At 72.9% G+C, this 18,358-nt stretch carries 11 protein-coding genes; 8 read left to right on the top strand and 3 right to left on the bottom strand.

Annotated features, from left to right (window positions below; genetic code table 11):
* Positions 1 to 196: 196 nt before the first annotated feature.
* Together ACIQ9E_RS25860 and ACIQ9E_RS25855 are read right to left on the bottom strand one after the other, a co-directional pair.
* Positions 197 to 5,179 carry a DNA-binding protein gene (locus ACIQ9E_RS25860; protein WP_403710872.1) on the bottom strand — a complete coding sequence of 1,661 codons (4,983 nt, stop codon included), beginning with the start codon at positions 5,177 to 5,179 and terminating at the stop codon, positions 197 to 199.
* On the bottom strand, positions 5,176 to 6,042 hold the full coding sequence (locus ACIQ9E_RS25855; protein WP_403710925.1) for a DUF4132 domain-containing protein: 867 nt from the start codon (positions 6,040 to 6,042) through the stop codon (positions 5,176 to 5,178). The genes ACIQ9E_RS25860 and ACIQ9E_RS25855 overlap by 4 nt, the downstream gene beginning before the upstream one ends.
* Positions 6,043 to 6,326: 284 nt before the next feature.
* Between ACIQ9E_RS25855 and ACIQ9E_RS25850 the strand changes: the two genes are divergently transcribed.
* The 3 genes from ACIQ9E_RS25850 (at position 6,327) to ACIQ9E_RS25840 (ending at position 9,069) form a co-directional block, all read left to right on the top strand.
* A complete protein-coding gene (locus tag ACIQ9E_RS25850; RefSeq protein ID WP_403710870.1) occupies positions 6,327 to 6,992 on the top strand; it encodes a TetR family transcriptional regulator in 666 nt (221 codons plus the stop codon).
* Positions 6,993 to 7,460: 468 nt separating this feature from the next.
* Positions 7,461 to 8,372: a glycoside hydrolase family 19 protein gene (locus ACIQ9E_RS25845; protein WP_403710868.1), complete on the top strand. Its 912-nt coding sequence runs from the start codon at positions 7,461 to 7,463 to the stop codon at positions 8,370 to 8,372.
* Positions 8,373 to 8,526: 154 nt separating this feature from the next.
* Positions 8,527 to 9,069: a dihydrofolate reductase family protein gene (locus ACIQ9E_RS25840; RefSeq protein ID WP_403710866.1), complete on the top strand. Its 543-nt coding sequence runs from the start codon at positions 8,527 to 8,529 to the stop codon at positions 9,067 to 9,069.
* A 150-nt stretch (positions 9,070 to 9,219) separates the two neighbouring features.
* On the opposite strand, the gene ACIQ9E_RS25835 is transcribed toward ACIQ9E_RS25840, so the two are convergent.
* Positions 9,220 to 10,296 carry a WD40 repeat domain-containing protein gene (locus ACIQ9E_RS25835; RefSeq protein WP_403710864.1) on the bottom strand — a complete coding sequence of 359 codons (1,077 nt, stop codon included), beginning with the start codon at positions 10,294 to 10,296 and terminating at the stop codon, positions 9,220 to 9,222.
* Positions 10,297 to 11,233: 937 nt separating this feature from the next.
* Between ACIQ9E_RS25835 and ACIQ9E_RS25830 the strand changes: the two genes are divergently transcribed.
* The 5 genes from ACIQ9E_RS25830 to ACIQ9E_RS25810 all read left to right on the top strand — a co-directional run bounded on the left by ACIQ9E_RS25830 (position 11,234) and on the right by ACIQ9E_RS25810 (position 18,358).
* Positions 11,234 to 12,712 (top strand): sugar transferase, encoded by a 1,479-nt coding sequence (locus ACIQ9E_RS25830; protein ID WP_403710862.1) that lies wholly within the window; start codon positions 11,234 to 11,236, stop codon positions 12,710 to 12,712.
* Positions 12,713 to 12,788: 76 nt separating this feature from the next.
* Positions 12,789 to 14,105: a nucleotide sugar dehydrogenase gene (locus ACIQ9E_RS25825; protein ID WP_403710860.1), complete on the top strand. Its 1,317-nt coding sequence runs from the start codon at positions 12,789 to 12,791 to the stop codon at positions 14,103 to 14,105.
* Positions 14,095 to 15,402: a glycosyltransferase family 4 protein gene (locus ACIQ9E_RS25820; protein ID WP_403710858.1), complete on the top strand. Its 1,308-nt coding sequence runs from the start codon at positions 14,095 to 14,097 to the stop codon at positions 15,400 to 15,402. Before ACIQ9E_RS25825 ends, ACIQ9E_RS25820 begins: the two co-directional genes overlap by 11 nt.
* Positions 15,399 to 16,790 carry a Wzz/FepE/Etk N-terminal domain-containing protein gene (locus ACIQ9E_RS25815; RefSeq protein ID WP_403710856.1) on the top strand — a complete coding sequence of 464 codons (1,392 nt, stop codon included), beginning with the start codon at positions 15,399 to 15,401 and terminating at the stop codon, positions 16,788 to 16,790. Before ACIQ9E_RS25820 ends, ACIQ9E_RS25815 begins: the two co-directional genes overlap by 4 nt.
* A complete protein-coding gene (locus ACIQ9E_RS25810; protein ID WP_403710854.1) occupies positions 16,787 to 18,358 on the top strand; it encodes a Wzz/FepE/Etk N-terminal domain-containing protein in 1,572 nt (523 codons plus the stop codon). Before ACIQ9E_RS25815 ends, ACIQ9E_RS25810 begins: the two co-directional genes overlap by 4 nt.

Below are 18,358 nucleotides of genomic sequence, written 5' to 3'. Positions count from 1 at the left end.
GGTGTGGGTGTCTGGAGTCCGGTGACGTCGACGAGCCGGGGGAGAGGCGGGCAGGGGGGAGGCGGGAGGGGCAGGGGCACCGGTGGTGCCCGGTGCCCCTCCGCCCGCATCCGCCGGAAGCCGGGGCGGAAGTCCGAGGCGAGGAAGGTCCGGTGCCTCCGCGCCCGCATCCGCCGAAGGGGGTGCTTCGGTGCGGTCAGCGGCGGCGGCCCCGCCGCGCCTCCAGCTCCTCGAACCGGGGCGTGTCGCCGTCGAGGATCCGCTGCCAGGCCCTGCGGTACAGGTCGGCGACCGGTTCGGTGGGCGCGATCACGCCGAACGAGGCGCGTTCGCCGTGGACCGTGTCGAACAGCGGCAGCTTCCAGTGCTCCAGCGGGATCCGCGGCGCGGGCTGTTCGGCCCAGCCGCCGGGCAGGAAGAGGGAACGGCCCGCTCTGGTCCTGGCGGCCTGCACCACGAGATCGGTGGCGGCCAGTTCGGCGCGGGCCGCCTTCAGACGGGCCGGCTTCCAGCCCGTCCACCGGGCGGTGGACCGGTCGGTCGGATCGGGCAGGGCCAGCAGCATCAGATACAGCGTGGCCGCGTCCTCACCGAGGCCGTACTCCTTCGCCGCCTCGGTGACCAGGTCGGGCACGGAGCGGCCCGGATCCTGCGGCCACCAGGTGCCGGCCGGGCCGCGGTCGCCCGCGATCGGCTCCCCGGGGTCGGCGAGCAGGGCCGCGAAACGGGGGTCGCGGACCAGTCGCAGGGCGACCTCCACCGGGTACGGGTGCTCGTCGGCGCGCGTGGCGGGCAGATGGGGGTCCTGGCCGGCCTCGTCGAGGAGGTCGACGCGGATGCCCGGGGCGGGCTGGTCGTCGTAGGTGGCGAGGACGACGGCGCCGTAGCGCTCGAATCCCGGGCCGGTCTCGGTGGGCGCGCCCGCCGCCTTCCGGAACTCGGGAAGGCTGATGTAGCGGCCGAGGTCGAGCATGAGGCCGGGAGCCGCGAGCCGGGTACGTACGGCGGTGAACGCGGGCGGCAGCGCGGCGCGGATCGGATCGTCCGCGGGCAGCCGGTGGGCCAGCCAGGCCATCAGGGCCACCGCACCGACCAGGGTCGCCGCGGTGAACCCGGCCCCGGCGCCGTCGACGGGCCGCACCCGGTCGCCCTTGACCTCCCACTGGAGATCCCGGCTGAGCTGCGGGGACGCCGCCGGGTCCAGGAGCGCGGGCAGGGCTTCCCGTACGGTCCACGCCGAGTGCTTGAGGGCACGGACGGCGTCGCCGAGCAGCTCCTCGGGCACGGCGGGACGACTGCCGATCTCGGCGTTCCAGACGGCGGCGCCCGCGGCCGCGTCCGGGCCGTCGGTCCACAGCCGGGCCGGATCGGAGGGCAGCAGGGCGCCCACGACCGCGGCGCGCACGGCGCTGTCGATACCGCGCAGCTCGTCCTTGGCGACCGCCGCGGGAGCGGCCTTCACCCCGATGGCGTTGCGGGCCTCGGTGGTGAGGAAGGTCCGCTCGTAGACGTCGACTCCCGGCAGCCCGGCGACGACGAGCCGGGCCATCGTCTCGGTGGTACCGGTCAGGCGGGCGAACTCCTCGGCGGCCGCGGGGAACCACGGCGCGGGACCCCGCGCGGCAAGCTCGGCCAGGAACTTCCCGAGCGGGAAACCGTGTTCGCCGTGGCCGATCGGTTCGCAGGACAGCACGGTGTAGGGCTCCGGCGCGGCGAACCGGCCCGCGGGGTCGTGGAAGAGGCCGGTGAAATCGCAGCCGGCGTCGTCCAGGGACCCGTGCCCGGTGAACGCGACGAAGGCGCCGCCCCCGAGCGTCAGCAGACCGTTCCAGGAACCCTCCTGCCCTTCGCCCGACGCGAGACGGAGCCGGTGCGCGTCCAGACGCAGGGTCACCTTGCGCCAGCGCCCGGACGCCGCGGACCCGTCCGTCCCCAACCGCTCGAATCCGGCCAGGAGCTGCCGCAGAGCCTCGCGGTGCTCCTCGGTGGTGGTGCCGGCGGCGGCCCGGTAGGCGAGCGCCGGCGTCCGGGCGATCAGCGGGAGCAGCTCCGGCCGGCCGGTCGGCACCTCCGGCCCGTCGAGGTGCAGCCGGCCGCCGGTCCCGTTCGCCCCGGTCCCGTTCGCCCCGGTCCCGTTCGCCCCGGTCCCGTTCGCCCCGGTCCCGTTCGCCCCGGTCCCGTTCGCCCCGGTGTCGGTGGCTCCGGTGTCGGTGGCGCGAGTCAGCAGGCGCAGAGCACGGAAGACCGTGTCGGCCCCGTCCTCGCTGCTCGACCAGTAACCGCGCGACGCACCGACTCCGCTGAGCGCCTCGCTCAGCAGACGGTCCGCCGGACCGGCCGGCCCCTCGTCGTCCGGGACGCCCTCCATGGCCCGGGTCAGCCGGGTCGCCGCCGCGTCCAGGACGCCCTGCTGGGCCGCCGCGTAGCGCACGACTCCGGCGACGCCCTTCAGCAGGGCGGGGTGGGTGACGGGCAGCAGAGTGCGGATCGCCCGGATCAGCGCCTCGGCGTCCCGGTCGGCGGCGGCTGCCAGCAGGGCGGCGGCGGTGTCGCGGTCGATGCCCCGCAGTCCCGCCGAGCCTTCCGGATCCCGCGGGGTCAGGCACTCCCAGTACTGCACCGGCGGCAGCAGGAGGGTGCCCTCGCCGAAGGAGCCCGCGGTGCGGTCGGTCTTCGCCCAGGCGGTGACGACACCCTCCGCGTCCACGAGATCGAGCTGCCAGCCGTTGCGCACGACCGCGGTGGGCCGCTCGGCGCCGGGGAACATCACCAGTGTGTACGGCACACCCGTGTCGGCCGGGAGGGTGAGGGCGTGCCCGGCGAGGTCCTCGACCCGGGTGGAACCGTCCGGGAGCGTCAGGCTGCGCAGGCCGACGAACCCGTACACGGGCGCGCAGGCGGGAGCGGCACCGGCCGTGGGGGAGGGGTGCAGCCGGCCGCCCGCGAAGCTGCTGCCCTCGGGGGCGTTCCGCAGCGCGTCGGCGAGGAACGCCGGCCGGCTCATGCGCCCCCGGTCGCCGGTGGCCGGATCGTACTCGTACCAGCCGTGCGCCGCGCGGTCCTCGGAGTCCGCGTGCCACACCCAGTAGGAGGAGCCGTCGAAGAGCAGCGGGCACTCCTCGGGCACGGTGGTGTCGCCCGCGTGCACGACACCACGGCCGGTGGTCCGGCCGCCGCCGGGCAGCGGCAGGGTGATCGGGAAGTCGCCCCGGTACCAGTCCATTTCGGTGCCGCGGGTGGAGCGCGAGCCGGCCAGCGTCTCGATGCGGTCGGCCCTGCTGTGCCAGTAGCCCCGCAGGCCGCCGCTGCGGCTGCTCCAGTAGACGAGGAGTGCGCCGTCGACATGGTGGAAGCCGGGGTCGCCACGGCGTTCGCCCGTGGGGATGCGCAGATCGTGGGTGAGCAGGGTGCCCTCGGCGCCGATCACCCGGGCCTGGGCCTCGCCCGCGACCACGAGGTGGGGCCAGGCGTCGGCGACGATCAGATCCTCCACCGAGTCCTTCGGTACGAGGCCGGCCACCGCCTCCTCCCACGCGGGCCAGCCGAGTTCGTCGAAGAGGCCGGCCCGCAGAGTGCGTACCAGCACGGGGGCGAGGTCGGTGGCAACGGCCTTGCGCACCTCGTCCTCGGCGAGCGCCAGCGCCTCGGCGGGCAGCCACTTCAGCCGGCCCAGCGCGTCGGGCAACTGCGGCAGACCGGCCACCGTGAAGCGCTTGACGGCCGCCGCGACCCACCGGGCCAGCAACGGGCGGCCACCCGGGGACGCGGCCAGCACGCGGATGGCCCGCAGCGCAGGGTCGTGGTTGCCGAACTGTTCGGCACCCTTCAGGAAGGCGTCGTGGAACCGGGCGTCGGCAGCCAGGAGCAGCAGGTCCCGGTGCCCCTCGCCCTGGGCCCACGGGGTCAGCGGCAGGGCGTCGTCGGGCTCCGGTGCGGCGACCGGGACGTCCAGGGACAGCAGCAGGTCGATCAGGTCGATGTCATGGGTGACCCGCAGCGCACCACCGGACGCACCGAGTTCGGCGCGCAGACGGTCCACGGCCCGCTCCACCAGCGGATACAGCTCGGGCATCCGGGTCGAACCACGCCAGGAGCGCGCCCGCTCGCGGAAGGCCAGGAAGCGCCCCAGCCAGCCCGCCGTGCCGTCCCGCGGCCGCTCCTCCTCGGGCAGCGAGGCGTCCCACAGGCCCGCGGTGGCGCCGGAGTCCTCCAGCACCCTGAGCCAGAGCGCGGGCAGCTCGTCGTCGTAGCCCGCCGGGACCATGTCCAGCAGGGCGCCGCGGACCCGCCGGTCCCGGGCGGCCAGCGCCACCAGCGCGGCCCGGTGGCCCTTCCACCAGCCGGCCGCGGCCCGCAGGGTGGCCGGCAGACCGAGGAGTTCGGAGAGGTACTCCTGCTCGGCGGTTTCGGCGTCCCGGCCGGCGGCGCGGGCCAGCTTGCGCAGATCGCCCGCCATCTGTGCCGACGGCGGGAGCCCGCCCGCCGTACGGCGCAGACAGAGCCGGGTGAAGCGCCGCAGCGCCTCGTCGGCCGGTACCCGGGCGGCCAGCTCCCTGCCGTACGCGGAGAGCACCTTCACCGGCAGCGCCCCCGCCAGGGCGAATTCAAGGAACACCGCGTCGAGGCGGTCCTCCTCGACGACCAGCCCGTGCTCCGCCTCGGCCTTGCGGGCCCGGGTGAAGAGCTGCGCCGCGTACGTGGCGTTCTCCTCGGTGAGGAAGGCCCGGCCCGCCTGCTCGTAGAAGGTCGGCAGGAAGTGCGGGACGGAGGCCGCCAGCCGCGCGCCGATCTCCGTATAGGCGTCCATGGCGGCCTTGGGCCGGGACCGCACCTGCCGGGCCGCCCGCTCCAGATCCGGTACGACACCGAGCGCATGGTGCCCGTCCGCGGGATGGTTGACCAGCACCCATTCCGGGAAGCCCAGCGACCGGCGCAGCCCCAGGCCCACCACGGCCGGCTCTCCGTCCTGCTCCAGACCGAGGAACCCGGCGGCGAGATCCTCCGCCGCGCCCAGCTCGGCGGCCACCACCCGCACCACCACCCGGTCGTCGAGACCCGGGTGGCGGTAGCTGCGCGCCGTCAGCGGAGCCGCCCGTTCACCCGCGTCCCGCGTGTCCGGCGGCAGGACCGCGCCCGCCGCGAGCATGTCCTCGTACGACACCTGCGTCCCCCCGCTCATGCGTTCTTGCCCTTCTCGATGTCACGCCCGGCGTACAGCGCCGCGGCCATCCGCATCCCCTCCGACCAGGCCACCGGGCCCACTTCGCGCAGCGGGACGGCCCGGCCGTCCTCGCCGCGCCAGGTGAGGCCACCGGTCTCCACCGAGTCCTCCCAGTACGGCTCCCCGATCCATACGGACGCTTCGACGGTGCGACCGCCGTCGCGGACCCGGGCCGTCGAGTAGCCGCCCGAGACGCGATAGCCCAGGGAGCCGGCGCGCGCGGCGACGGCGAAGCGCGAGCGGAAGGAGCCGCCGGCGAACTCGCGTATCTCGGTCGCCCCGGGGGCGAGGTCGCCGGGCCGAAGCCAGGTCGCCCGGTGGATCTGCTCGACGCGCTGGACGACGCCCAGCTCCGCGGCGAACTCCCGGATGTCGTCGAGATCGGGCAGCAGGACCGGGTGCGGCAGGGTCACCGTTCGCGGGGAGAGGCGGACGGTCTCGCCGTCGAGGTTCACCAGCCGCAGTTCGCCGTTGTCGGTGGCACCCCGCAGGAGGCCGACCTCGTCCGGGTCGTCGCCGACCACGGCCAGGTCGCGCAGGGCCGACTGCCAGGCCTCGTCCCGCCACACCTGGGCCAGCAGGCCGGTGGGCACGGGCAGCGACGACACCATCCAGGAGTCCACCTGCGCGACGCATTGCGCGGCGTGCCGATCCAGCCACTCCGCGAACCGCCGCAGCCGGTCCACCTCGGGGTGGTCCCTGAGGGCCCGAGGCAGGGACTTCAACTGCCGTCCCGCCGCCCTTCCCGAGGTGGCACGCGCTGCCACCCGTCCTTCCACCAAGGCGACTTCGTACCCGTCACCCGCCGACAGCCAGCCCACGATTCCCGCCTCACGCATCAGGACAGCAAGAAGAAAGCACAGTTCAGCCGGGATGTGCCCGACAGCTGTGCGACGACAGGCGGAACGTTAGCGGCGTTCACTGACAATCGGCCGGGGAAGCTGTGGACGGACCGCGGGAAGCGACCGGCGAATCGGGTGCCGAAAGCACTCCGGCACCTGCTCCCCACGCCGGCCACCGGGTCCGCGGGCGCTGCGCCCGGGTACCGGTTCCGGCCACCCGCCGCCCCGCCCGGCCCCCCGGCCCGTCGCGTTAAGGTGCCTGCATGACCACTCCGCCGTTCCAGCGCGCCCGCAGACCGGAGCACAAGGAGCAGCGCCGACAGGACATCCTGCACGCCGCGGCCGCGCTGGGCCGGCGCGACGGGGTGCGTCCGGTCACCCTCACCGATATCGCCGCCGGGGCAGGTGTCCACAAGTCCGCGGTCCTGAGGTACTTCGCTTCACGGGAAGCCGTCTTCCTTCTGCTGACCGCGGACGGCTGGCAGGACTGGGCCGACGCGGTCGGCGAGACACTGCGGGGACCCGAGGAGCCCCGTACCGTCGCGACCGCCCTCGCCGCCACGCTCGCCGACCGCCCCCTCTTCTGCGATCTGCTGGGGCACGCACAGCTCAGCCTGGAACGCGGGGTGACCCGGCAGCAGGTCCGTGACTTCAAGGTGACGACCCTCGACGCCGTGGACCGCATCGCCCGGACCCTGACCACCGCCCTGCCGTGGCTGGACCGGGGGCAGGCGGTCGATGTGATCGCCGGGACGGCCGCGATGGCGGCGCAGCAGTGGCAGACCTCGAACCCCCCGGAGAACCTCGCGCGTCTCTACGAGGAGGATCCCCTCCTCGCTCATCTGGCCTCCGAGTTCGTCCCCCGGCTCACGCGGCTGGTGACCCTGCTGCTGGCGGGGGCCTCGGCCGTGGCACAGGGCGAGGCGTAGCCGGCCCGGCCGGGCGGGCCTCGGGGGGCGTTCCTGCTCGTACGGTGACGAGGTCGCCGGACCGCACGGCGGACAGGCGGCCGCTCCGCCGCGCCTCTTCCCCCGCTCCCGCTCGGCCCGGCCTCCCGGCCGCCGCGCGCCGGGCCCGTACCACCTGTCCGGCGGCCCCCTCGGCGTTCCGTCGCCGCGTCCCGGAAGCGATGCTTCCGTGAGTGAATTCCCGCGGAGTCCGGGCGGCGGACGGCCCGTCGTGGCACGGATGAGGGCGCTGCCGGGGCCGTGACCACGGTGAACTGGTTCTGGAATAAAGCCAGTTGTTTCAAAACTCGCATTGGTCTATACCTTGACCGGGCCGTGTCCGACGGGCTTGGGTATGCGTGACCACCCCCCACACGGCGTGTCTGGTCGCCCCGGTGTTCCATCGGGGCTGCCAGGCATGTCCACGGATGCACGAAAGGTCACTGGACCGTGCTCAAAACCCGAATGAGATCCCTGACGGCCGCCGTGCTCGCGGCGGGCTCGCTGCTGGCGACCGCCCTGGTGCCGACCGCTGTCGCCGCCCCGTCCTCCGCCGCGGCGGACGAGTGCGCCATCGCCCCGGCCTGGGCCGCCGGCCAGAACTACCGCGTGGGCGACATCGTCAAGTACACCGACGGCAACATCTATGTCGCGGAGCGGGCCAACCCCGGGTACGACCCCGTCGCCAGCACGTACTACTGGGACCCCTACACCTGCGGTACGGGCGGCAACCCCGACCCGAACAGCTTTGTGGTGAGTGAGGCGCAGTTCAACCAGATGTTCCCGCGCCGGAACTCCTTCTACACGTACAAGGGCCTCACCGACGCCATGAAGGCGTTCCCGGCGTTCGCCCACACCGGCACCGACACGATGCGCAAGCAGGAGGCCGCGGCCTTCCTCGCCAACATCAGCCACGAGACCGGCGGGCTGTTCTACATCAAGGAGATCGACGAGCGGAACTACCCGATCTACTGCGACCGGGCCCAGCCCTACGGCTGCCCCGCGGGCCAGGCCAAGTACTACGGCCGCGGGCCGATCATGCTGAGCTGGAACTTCAACTACAAGACCGTCGGCGACTGGCTGGGCATCGACCTGCTCAACAACCCCGATCTGGTCGAGACCGACCCGGCCGTCGCCATGAAGACGGCGCTCTGGTACTGGAACACCCAGGACGGCCCCGGTCCGGTCACCGCCCATGACGCCATGGTCGGCGGCGCCGGATTCGCCCAGACCATCCGCGCCATCAACGGCGCGCTCGAATGCGACGGCGGCCACCCCGCCCAGGTGCAGAGCCGCGTCAACCGCTACAAGAACTTCACCCAGATCCTGGGTGTGCCGACCGGCCCCAACCTCTCCTGCTGATCCCGGAGAACGAAGCCGCCCCGCCGCCGCCGACCGTGCCCGCGCACGGAGCCCCGGCGGCGGGGTCCGGCGGACCCCGCCCGCCTTGCGGGCTCCGGCACCGGGACCGACTTATGATGCGGCCCCGGGTCTCCGGAGTGCAGGGAGAGGGCGCATGAACGATATGAGGGTCCGCACCGGCGGAACGGTGGTGAACAGGGCGATGTCGCTGGACGGCTTCATCGCCGGCCCCGGCCACGCGATGGGCTGGATCGCCGAGCATCTGACCCCGGATACGTTCCCCGAGGTCATGGCGGCCACCGGTGCCATGCTCGTCGGCCGGGGCACCTACGACGCCGCCAAGGGCATGGCCGCCGAGGGCACCGCCTACGACGGAGGACCGCAGTTCGTCCTCACCCACGAGCCCCCCGGCGAACCCGACCCGGCCGTCACCTTCCTCAGCTGCGATATCGGAGAAGCCGTCGCCACGGCACGCGCTGCCGCGGGCGGCCGGAACCTGGAAATCCTCGGCGCCGACGTGGCCGCCCAGTGCCTGCGGCGCGGACTCGTCGACGAGATTCTGGTGTACGTCCTGCCGGTACTCCTCGGCGACGGTGTCCGCTTCTCGCCCCCGGGCCTCGGGCGGATCGACCTGGAACCCCTCGGCAGCACCCGGTCGGGAGCCGTCACGATGCTCCGCTTCCGCGTGCGGAAGTAAAGGCTGTCCCGGCCGTCGGCCAAGGGCCCTGCGCCGGCACTCCCGCGGCATGCTCTCCGCCCGGATCTCCGACCGGATCTCCGCCCGGTATCGGACCCGACCCCTGCCGTGCCCCCTCCGGTCCACCGGAGGGGGCACGGCGTATCCCGGTCAGCGGAAGGTGCGGAGGAAGACGTCCGACTTGCCGTTGGTGTCGCCGGGCACCAGATCGGCGGCCGTGGACTGGAAGACCACATCGCGTCCGCCTGCGCTGACCGCGTCGGTCCCGGCCGACGCGGGCTGGTTCGAGACGATCTCGTCGGTGCCCGTCCGCAGGTCGCGCAGCGTGAGCGCGGGGCCGTTCGTGCCGTGCGGGGCGTACAGCAGATAGGTGCCGGTGGGATCGATGGCCACCCCGCGTACGTCCGGCACCGGCAGGGCCGTTCCGGTGGCCGTGTCGTGGACATAGGTGTCGGAACCCGAGCGGTAGACGACCTTGCTGCCGTCGTCGCTGAGCTGGACGAGGGTCGCGGCCCTGCCCGGGCCCTCGATGGGGCCGGAGGGGGTGCCGTCGGTCCGGTCCCACAGGAAGACGTCCTGTTCCCCGCCGTCCTGGTAGGCGAGGTAGCGGCCGTCGTCGCTGAGGGACGGCGAGGACGGCCGCGTGTTGTGGATGATGTCGATGGTCCGGGCGGTTCCGGTGTCCCAGTCGAACACCTCGATGCGCTGGTTGGGCTCGGGCGGCCTGAAGAGCATGCCGTAGGCCAGATAGCGTCCCTCGGTGCCCAGGGACACCCGGCAGTTGTAGGCCGAGCAGTCCTTCGCGATCGCCCGCCCCGTGCTCAGCTGGTACTGGCGGACCAGCTCGTCGCGCATCACCGGCACCGGATAGGCGACATAGCCGCCGTCACTGCTGATCACCGGGGGCGCGAGCGGCCCGTCGTTCCCGAGCTGCATGAGGCGCGCCGTCCGCTGGTCGCGGACGTACACCCGGTTTCCACCCGGGGGCGGGCCGGGAGCCGGTGTCAGTGTCCCGGCCGACGACAGAAAGGCGATCCGCGAGCCGTCGGGCGTGATCGAGGCGCCGGTGGAGTCGCCGTCGCCCTGGGTGCCGTCGACCGCGACACTGACCCTCTCCACAGCGGTGGCGCGGAAGTCCGCCGGGCCGGTGGGCTCGGCCCGGGCTGCGCCGGGCAGCACCGCCGTGACCGCGCAGACCGCGAACGCCGCACTCAGGGCGGCCCGCATGGGCCTCGGAGTTCTCCGGTTCGCGTTTCCGCTCATTGTTCCCCCCACGAAAGTCCGTCCTCCGGTTCCCCACCGCAGGATCACCAGCATGGAACCGTGACAGGGCCGGGGGAACAATGCATCCATGCGTCATATGCCCTGTCGACAGTCAGGTTTCGGTCATTGCGGAGTGGTCCTGTAGCGCATTCCGTACGCAGGGCGGAAAAGCGTCGTGGCCCTGGCCGGGAATCCATGTTCTCCGGCGTCTTTTTGAAGCGTCGGGTGTTACGTATGAGGTCTGAGATATTTGTGGGGCGCGCGTTGAAGCGGTTTACCGGAGTGTTCTCGGAAGAAGGCTTTACCCAGGGCAATTTATGGTCGGTCTGTGCCTGCCCGCGAGCCTCCGGATGGCCGGTGCCGATCATCGGGGGGAGTTTTGTCGTCGCAGGTCACAAGGGGTGCGGATGGACTGGAGACGGCTGCTTTTGATGGCCGTTCGGTGGATCCGGTTTCAAAGGCTGAGCACAAATTGCACACATCCCCTCTCCATACCGGCCCCGATGGTCTAGATTGACCGTGCTTCAGCTGTTCGGGCACCAGGCGAACAGTAATGATCTTTAGCTCCGGCGCTGCGGACCACCGCAATCGCGGCCCCCGCGCCGGAGGTGGGGGTGATCCATTCCGGAGTCCTGGAGAGGCCGTGGGTGCGGGGAGCACCCGGGGTCCCGACGGGTTCCGCCCGCCTCGACGACGAGGGTCTCCGAGAGAGGCCCCAACGGCAGGACGGACGAGTCCGCTGCCGCCGGGGTGGGCTGCTCAAGCAGCGCTGGGAGAGCCGGAATGTCATGCGCGGGGGGCGTGGGCCTCCCGGGGGAAGGAACGGCGCGGCGCGGGAGGCGGGGGCCTCCCGGGGGCGAAGCAGAGGCACACGTCGAACCGCTGGGACCTGGGGGGTTCTGTGGAGCAGGGGGGATTAGTCAATCCGTTTCCGTCGGCGCGCGAGCGTCTGGCGAACGGGGCGATCGGCGAGCCCGCGATCGACTGGGAGGAGCGGTACCGCCGTACCGTGATCGCCGGCGATACCGTGTCCACCGCCTTCGTGGTGGCGGCCATAGGGAACTTCTTCGGGGCCCGGGACGCCGCCAACTGGCACGAGAAGTGGGTCATTCTCGCCTTCGGCACCGAACTGCTGGTGCTGGGAGCGCTGGCGATGGGCCGGGCGTGGGCTCCCGCCGTACTCGGTCAGGGCGCCGAGGAGTTCCGCCGGCTCGGACGCTCGCTGTTCACGGCGGCGGTCGTCCTCGCGCTCGGCGGGATCGCCTTCACCTCGCGCAACATCAAACTCTGGATATTCGTCGCGATCCCCGCGATCGCACTCACCACCATGACCGTGCGCTATCTGCTCCGCCTCCGGCTGCACCGGCAGCGGAAGGAAGGGCGGTGCCTGAGACCGGTGCTCGCCGCCGGGAGCCCGGCCACCCTGCGCGATCTGATCACCCGGGCCCGCAAGTCCCCCCACCTCGGCTGGCGGGTGGACGCGGTCTGCACGACCGACGGGCTCGGGCTCGACGGTGACCGGCTGGACGGGGTGCCGGTCGTCGGACGGCTGACGGACGTCGCCGACCACGTCCGCCGCGACGGCTACCGGGTCGTCGCGGTCACCCCGGACCCGCACTGGTCACCGGACCGGCTCCAGCGCCTGGCCTGGAACCTCGAAGGCAGCGACGCCGAGATGGTCGTCGCCCCCGTACTGATGGAGGTAGCCGGTCCGCGGCTGCACGTCGACGCGGTGCTCGGGATCCCGCTGTTACGGGTCAGCATGCCGGCCTTCACCGGCGGCCGCCGGGTGGTCAAAGCGGTCGTCGACCGCATGGGCGCGGCGATCCTGCTGCTGCTGTTCGCCCCGCTGATGCTGCTGGTCGGACTGCTCGTCCTGCTGGACAGCCGGGGCGGAGCGTTCTACCGGCAGCGCAGGGTCGGCAAGGACGGCCGCGAGTTCACCATCCTCAAATTCCGCACCATGGTCGCCGGGGCCGACCGGGCACGGGCCGGTCTCGTCCACCGCAACGAGGGCGCCGGCCTGCTGTTCAAGCTCCGCCGGGACCCCCGGGTGACCCGGGTCGGAGCAGTGCTGCGCCGCTACTCGATCGACGAGTTGCCGCAACTGTTCAACGTCCTCACCGGGTCCATGTCGCTCGTCGGCCCGAGGCCCCCGCTGCCCGAGGAGTCCGCCGCATACGGCCCGGACATCCGGCGGCGGCTGCTGGTCAAGCCCGGACTCACCGGGCTGTGGCAGATCAGCGGACGCAGCGACCTGCCGTGGGAGGAGGCCGTCCGGCTCGACCTGCGGTACGTGGAGGACTGGTCCCTCGCCCTGGACACGGTGATCTTGTGGAAGACGCTGCGTGCGGTGGTCTACGGGCAGGGGGCCTACTGATGTGCGGGGGCAGGGCGCGCCGTACGGCGGGCGCGCGGACCGCGGACCGGAAGGGTCCGCTCGGGAGGGACGGGGCATGAGGATCAGCGTTTTCGGGCTCGGCTACGTGGGCTGTGTGTCGGCCGCGTGCCTGGCCGGGCTCGGGCACGAGGTCATCGGGGTGGACGTCAACCAGGTCAAGGTCGACCTGGTGAACGACGGCAAGGCGCCGGTGGTCGAGGAGCGGATCGGTGAACTCGTCGCCGAGACCGTGAGAACCGGGGCATTACGGGCCACCGGCGATGTCCGCGAGGCGATCGCGGGCAGCGACGTATCACTCGTCTGCGTGGGGACGCCGTCGGAGCCCAACGGCAGCCTGTGCACCGCCTATCTGGAGCGGGTCACCGAGGAGATCGGCGCCGCGCTGGCCGAACGGGGCGGTTGGCAGACCGTCGTCTTCCGCAGCACCATGCTTCCGGGCACCTGCGGAAACCTCCTGGTCCCGATCCTGGAGAAGAGCGCCGGCGGCACTGCCGGGGTGGACTTCGGAGTCGCGGTCAACCCGGAGTTCCTCCGCGAGGGCACCAGCGTGCGGGACTTCTTCGATCCGCCCAAGACCGTCATCGGGGAACTGGACCCGGCGAGCGGCGACGCGGTGGCCGCACTCTACGAGGGCCTGCCCGGCGAGGTGTTCCGGGTGCCGATCCCCACGGCCGAGGCCATCAAGTACGCGGACAACGCCTTCCACGGTCTCAAGATCGGTTTCGCGAACGAACTGGGCGCGGTATGCCACGCCCTCGGGGTGGACTCGCACCAGGTCATGGACGTGTTCCTGGCCGACCGCAAACTGAACATCAGCCCCGCCTATCTGCGGCCCGGCTTCGCCTTCGGCGGCTCCTGCCTGCCCAAGGACTTACGCAGCCTGGTCCACGCGGCACAGCGCGCCGATATCGCGGTCCCGATCCTCGCCAACGTACTGCCGTCCAACTCCGCCCATCTGGAGCGGGCGGTGGAACTGGTCGAACGCACCGGCAAACGCCGGGTGGGCCTCTTCGGCCTCTCCTTCAAACCCGGCACCGACGACCTCCGCGAGAGTCCGCTCGTCGAACTCGCCGAGAGACTCTTCGGCAAGGGCTACGACCTGCGGATCCACGATGCCAACGTGAGCCTCTCCCGGCTGCTCGGCGCCAACCGCGAGTACATCGAGACCCGGCTGCCGCATCTCGCGCAACTCCTCGCCGACTCCGTCGACGAGGTACTCGACCATGCCGAGGTATGCCTGGTCGGGACCAGGGACCCGGCCGTACTGGCGAAGCTGCCCCACGGCGACGGCCCGGCGCTCATCGACCTCATCCACCTTCCCGACGCCCACGCGCGCCGGACCGAACCGGGGTACACAGGCCTTGCTTGGTGACACATCGTTGGACGACACGGCCGGAAGCGACCGGCCCGGCCGGCGCGCACTGATCCTGGTGGAGAACCTGTCCGTGCCGTTCGACCGGCGGGTGTGGCAGGAGTGCACGACGCTGCGCGACGCGGGGTGGGAGGTGCACGTCATCTGCCCCCAGGGCACCAAGCGGGACACGGAGCCGGCGGCCGAGATCGACGGCGTACGGATCCACCGCTACCCGTTACGGGCGGCCACCGGCGGGCCCGCCGGCTACCTCCGGGAGTACGGAGCGGCGCTCTGGCACACGGCCCGGCTGGCCCGCAAGGTCGGCCCGGTCGATGTGGTCCACGCCTGCAACCCGCCCGACCTGCTGTTCCTGCCGGCCCTCCGGCTGAAGCGGCGCGGCGCGCGGTTCGTCTTCGACCAGCACGATCTGGTACCCGAGCTGTACCTCTCCCGCTTCGACCGCGGCGAAGACCTGCTCTACCGCGCCGTATGCGCGCTGGAACGGATGACCTACCGGGCCGCGGACATCGTGCTCACCACCAACGAGAGCTACCGGGACGTCGCGATCCGCCGTGGCGGACGGCGCCCCGAGGACGTCTTCGTGGTGCGCAGCGCCCCCGCGACCGAACGGTTCCAGCCGGTACCGGCCGAGCCGGAGCTGAAGCGCGGCAAGCCCCATCTGCTCTGCTACCTCGGGGTCATGGGCCCCCAGGACGGGGTCGACTACGCCCTGCGCGCCCTGGCGAAGCTCCGCGACGAACAGGGCCGGAGCGACTGGCACGCGGTCTTCGTCGGCTCCGGCGACGCCTTCGACGCGATGGTGGAACTCTCCCGGCGGCTCGGCCTCTCCGAGCAGGTGCAGTTCACCGGGCGCATTCCGGACGCCGACCTGGTCCGCTACCTCTCCACCGCGGACGTGTGCCTCTCCCCGGACCCGCTCAATCCGCTCAACGACGTGTCGACCATGAACAAGGTCCTGGAGTACATGGCGATGGGCCGGCCGATCGTCTCCTTCGAACTCCGGGAGGCACGGGTCTCCGCCGGTGACGCCGCCGTCTACGCGCCGGCCAACGACGAGGCCGCGTTCGCCGGGCTGATCGCGGAGCTGCTGGACGATCCGGAGCGACGGGCCCGGATGGGCCGGATCGGCCAGGAGCGGGTCGGCGGACCGCTCTCCTGGCGGAATTCCCAAGCGTCGCTGCTCGCCGCCTACACCGCCGCCTGCCGCGGCCGGACCCCGGTGTCGGCGGGCAGTACCCGGACGGTGGCAGGGACAGCAGAGGGCAGAGGAGAAAGGAAGTGGCCGCGCCGTTGAGCGACGACACGATACGCCTGGCCACGGTGGGGCGGATCTTCCGCCGGCGCCGCCGGCTCATCGCCGTCCTCGCCGTGGTGGGGGCGCTCGCCGGCTACGGCCTGTCGCTGGTGTTCCCGCCGCGGTACACCGCCTCGGCGTCCGTACTGCTGCCGGGGGCGTGGGAGGAGCGCGAACTCCTCACCCAGGTGGAGATAGCGACCAGTTCGTCGGTGCTCGACCGCACGGCCGCCGCGCTCGGCCGGCCGGGCGGGAGCGGCGCCGCACTCCGGGACCAGGTGAGCGCCAAGACCACCGACGGAAACATCATCAAGATCTCGGGTACGGACGGCACCCCGGAGGGGGCCCAGCAGCTCGCCGACCGGCTGGCCCAGCAGTTCGTCGCCTTCGCCGCGCGGATCACGGGCGGCGGCACCGAGACCGACGCGGCAACGGCGCCCGCGGCACTGCGGCAGAGGGTGGTCGACACCAACCGCCGCATCACCGACCTGGCCAAAGAGGCCGATACGGGGCAGTCAGTGGAGAGTGTGCAGGCCCGCACCGTGCTGCAGAAACTGAGCACGGCGCTGGAGGAGGCCATGGAGAAGCTGGAGCGGGCCGAGTCGGCGACCGACAAGGGGGGCCTTGTCGTCATGGGCCCGGCGCCCCGGCCGACCGGCGAGGCACCGCCGACGAGAGTCCAGCTCATCGCCGCCGGGGCCCTGCTGTCCGTCCTCCTCACGGTCGTCGCCCATCTCACCGCCGCCCGGATGAACCGCAGGCTGCGCACCGAACCGGAGATCGCGGCGGCGCTCGGCTCGCCGCTCCTGGGCACCGTCGACGTGCCCGCCGACCACTCCGCACAACGGCCCCGCGGTCCCCGGGCCCGGATCCGGCGGCTGCTGGGCACGGACACCCGCTGGGACGTACCGACCCCGCAGACCTCGGGCGACGAAACCAGCAGACGCATCCGCCACCGGCGGATCTGCGCCCGCCTCAGGGACCGGCACCCCGCCCCCCGGCGGCTGCTCGTCGTCGTACCGGAAGGCGACGGGATCGCCCGGCTGGCCGCCGCTCAGCTCGTCACCGAGGCCGGGAGCGATCCGTCGGCGGACGCCGCGGACCGGGGCAACCCGCAGCTGCGGGTGGTGGAGGTCCCGGTGGACCGGCCGATGGTTCCGGACAGCGGCACCGAGTCCGGCGCCCTGGTCGTGCTGAGCGCGGGCACCTGGACCGCGGGCGAGCTGGCGGGTCTCGCCGGGGCGTGCGCGGACGGCGGGCACGAGATCGTCGGCATCGTCGTCGCGGGCCCGGTAGCGGCCGGTCCCGCGCGGGCCGCCGACCGCAGCCCGGACGATGCCGCTCCGGCGCTCGCGGCCCGCGGCCATGCGACGGGAGAGCCGGTGTGACGACGAGCACCACTCCGGAACCTTCGGAAACCGCCCCGCTCCTCGACCTCCAGGCGCTGGTGGTGGCGGTCAACAGGCGCCGCCGCCTCTGGTCGGCGGTGGCTCTGCTGGGGCTCGTCTCCGGTACCGCGATAGCGGTCGTCCTCCCGCCGCCGCCGACCGCGGTGACCACCGTGCTGGTCGCCCACCAGGAGGACCAGCCGAACGACACCGGCACGCTCATCCGCACCGACGTCGCCCTGCTGGGCACCACCCGGATCGCCGGAGAAGCCCTCCGGTCCCTGAAGTCCGCCGAGAAGCCGGAGGACTTCATGAAGGACTACCGGGGCACCGGCCTGACCAACAACCTGCTCCGGATCGAAGTGTCGGCCCGTAGCGGAGCCGAGGCGGTGGCCCGCGCCCGGGCGCTGGCCGAAGCCTTCGTGGCGGACCACATCCGGCGGATGCGGGAGGGCGCGAACGCCGAGGCCAAGGCGCTGCTCGACCAGCGCGACCGGATGCGGGCCGAACTCGCCCAGGTCAACAAGTCGATCGGGGCCCTGCCCGCCCGCACCGACCCGAAGGCCTCGGCCGACGTCGAGACGCTCTTCGCCCGCCGGGCCGAACTGAACTCGCGGATCGCGGACTTCGACCAGCGCGCCGCCGAAGCCCGCACCGGCACACCCCGCGTCATCGCGGGCACCCAGATCGTGGACGGCCCCCGCGAGGTGGAGCAGTCGCTGCCCCGGGCCGCCGCCACCAAGGGCGCGATCGGACTCGTCCTCGGGCTGGCCCTCGGCCTCGGCCTGGCCGCGGTCGGCACGGTCGTGGCGGACCGTCCCGTACTGCGCCGGGAGATCTCGGCGAACCTGGGCGCCTCCGTCGTCGCGGAGCTGCGCGGCGTACCCCGCCGGCCCGCCCTGCCGTGGCAGCGCCGCAGGACCCGCGCGGCACATGAACGGCTCACCGCGACCCTGGCCCGCGCCGTGCGCAGCGCCACGGAACCGGTGTCCCTGCTGGAACTGGGCTGTCCGCGGACCACGAGCGTCATCGCCCTGAACGTCGCCGCCGCGCTGGCGGCGGAGGGGCCGGTGGCCGTCGTCGACGGTCTGCCCGGCCGGGAGCTGGCCAAGAGCCGCCTCCAGCCGGACGGCCCCACCGTGGTCCGCGGCGCCGAGGCCGACTCCGTGCCCGGCCAGGCGCGCCGGATCGGCGTCGGCTCGGTCGCGCCCGGTACGGCATGGACCGATCTCCGCTACCTCGGCGGCCGGACCGTGCTCGTCGTACGGGCCGGACACGGCAGCGCGGCATGGCTGCACACCGTGGCACGGCAACTCGCCGACCAGCGCATCCCGGTGATCGGTGTGGTGCTCGTCGACCCCGATCCGCGGGACCGGACCGACGGCACGCTGTGGGACGGGCTGCGCACCGCGCTGCGCGGCCACGACGAGCGGCCGGCCCGGCAGAACCCGGCGGGCCGGCTGCGGACGGACCGTACGGCCCGGCAGAACGGGACCGCCCCGCTGCGGACGGAACGGCCGTCCATGACGGCCGCCGTGGTCCCGGACAGCGACCAGGAGGCGCGCTAG

Source organism: Streptomyces sp. NPDC094448, assembly GCF_044763775.1.
GTDB lineage: Bacteria > Actinomycetota > Actinomycetes > Streptomycetales > Streptomycetaceae > Streptomyces.
The sequence above is the reverse complement of the archived record's forward strand: the minus strand, read 5'-3'. Positions and strand labels throughout refer to the sequence as shown.

Excerpts from the sequence above, each read along its gene's own strand:
- ACIQ9E_RS25860 (WP_403710872.1), bottom strand. The coding sequence starts at position 5,179 with ATGAGCGGGGGGACGCAGGTGTCGTACGAGGACATGCTCGCGGCGGGC.
- ACIQ9E_RS25850 (WP_403710870.1), top strand. The coding sequence starts at position 6,327 with ATGACCACTCCGCCGTTCCAGCGCGCCCGCAGACCGGAGCACAAGGAG.
- ACIQ9E_RS25840 (WP_403710866.1), top strand. The coding sequence starts at position 8,527 with ATGAACGATATGAGGGTCCGCACCGGCGGAACGGTGGTGAACAGGGCG.
- ACIQ9E_RS25835 (WP_403710864.1), bottom strand. The coding sequence starts at position 10,296 with ATGCGGGCCGCCCTGAGTGCGGCGTTCGCGGTCTGCGCGGTCACGGCG.
- ACIQ9E_RS25825 (WP_403710860.1), top strand. The coding sequence starts at position 12,789 with ATGAGGATCAGCGTTTTCGGGCTCGGCTACGTGGGCTGTGTGTCGGCC.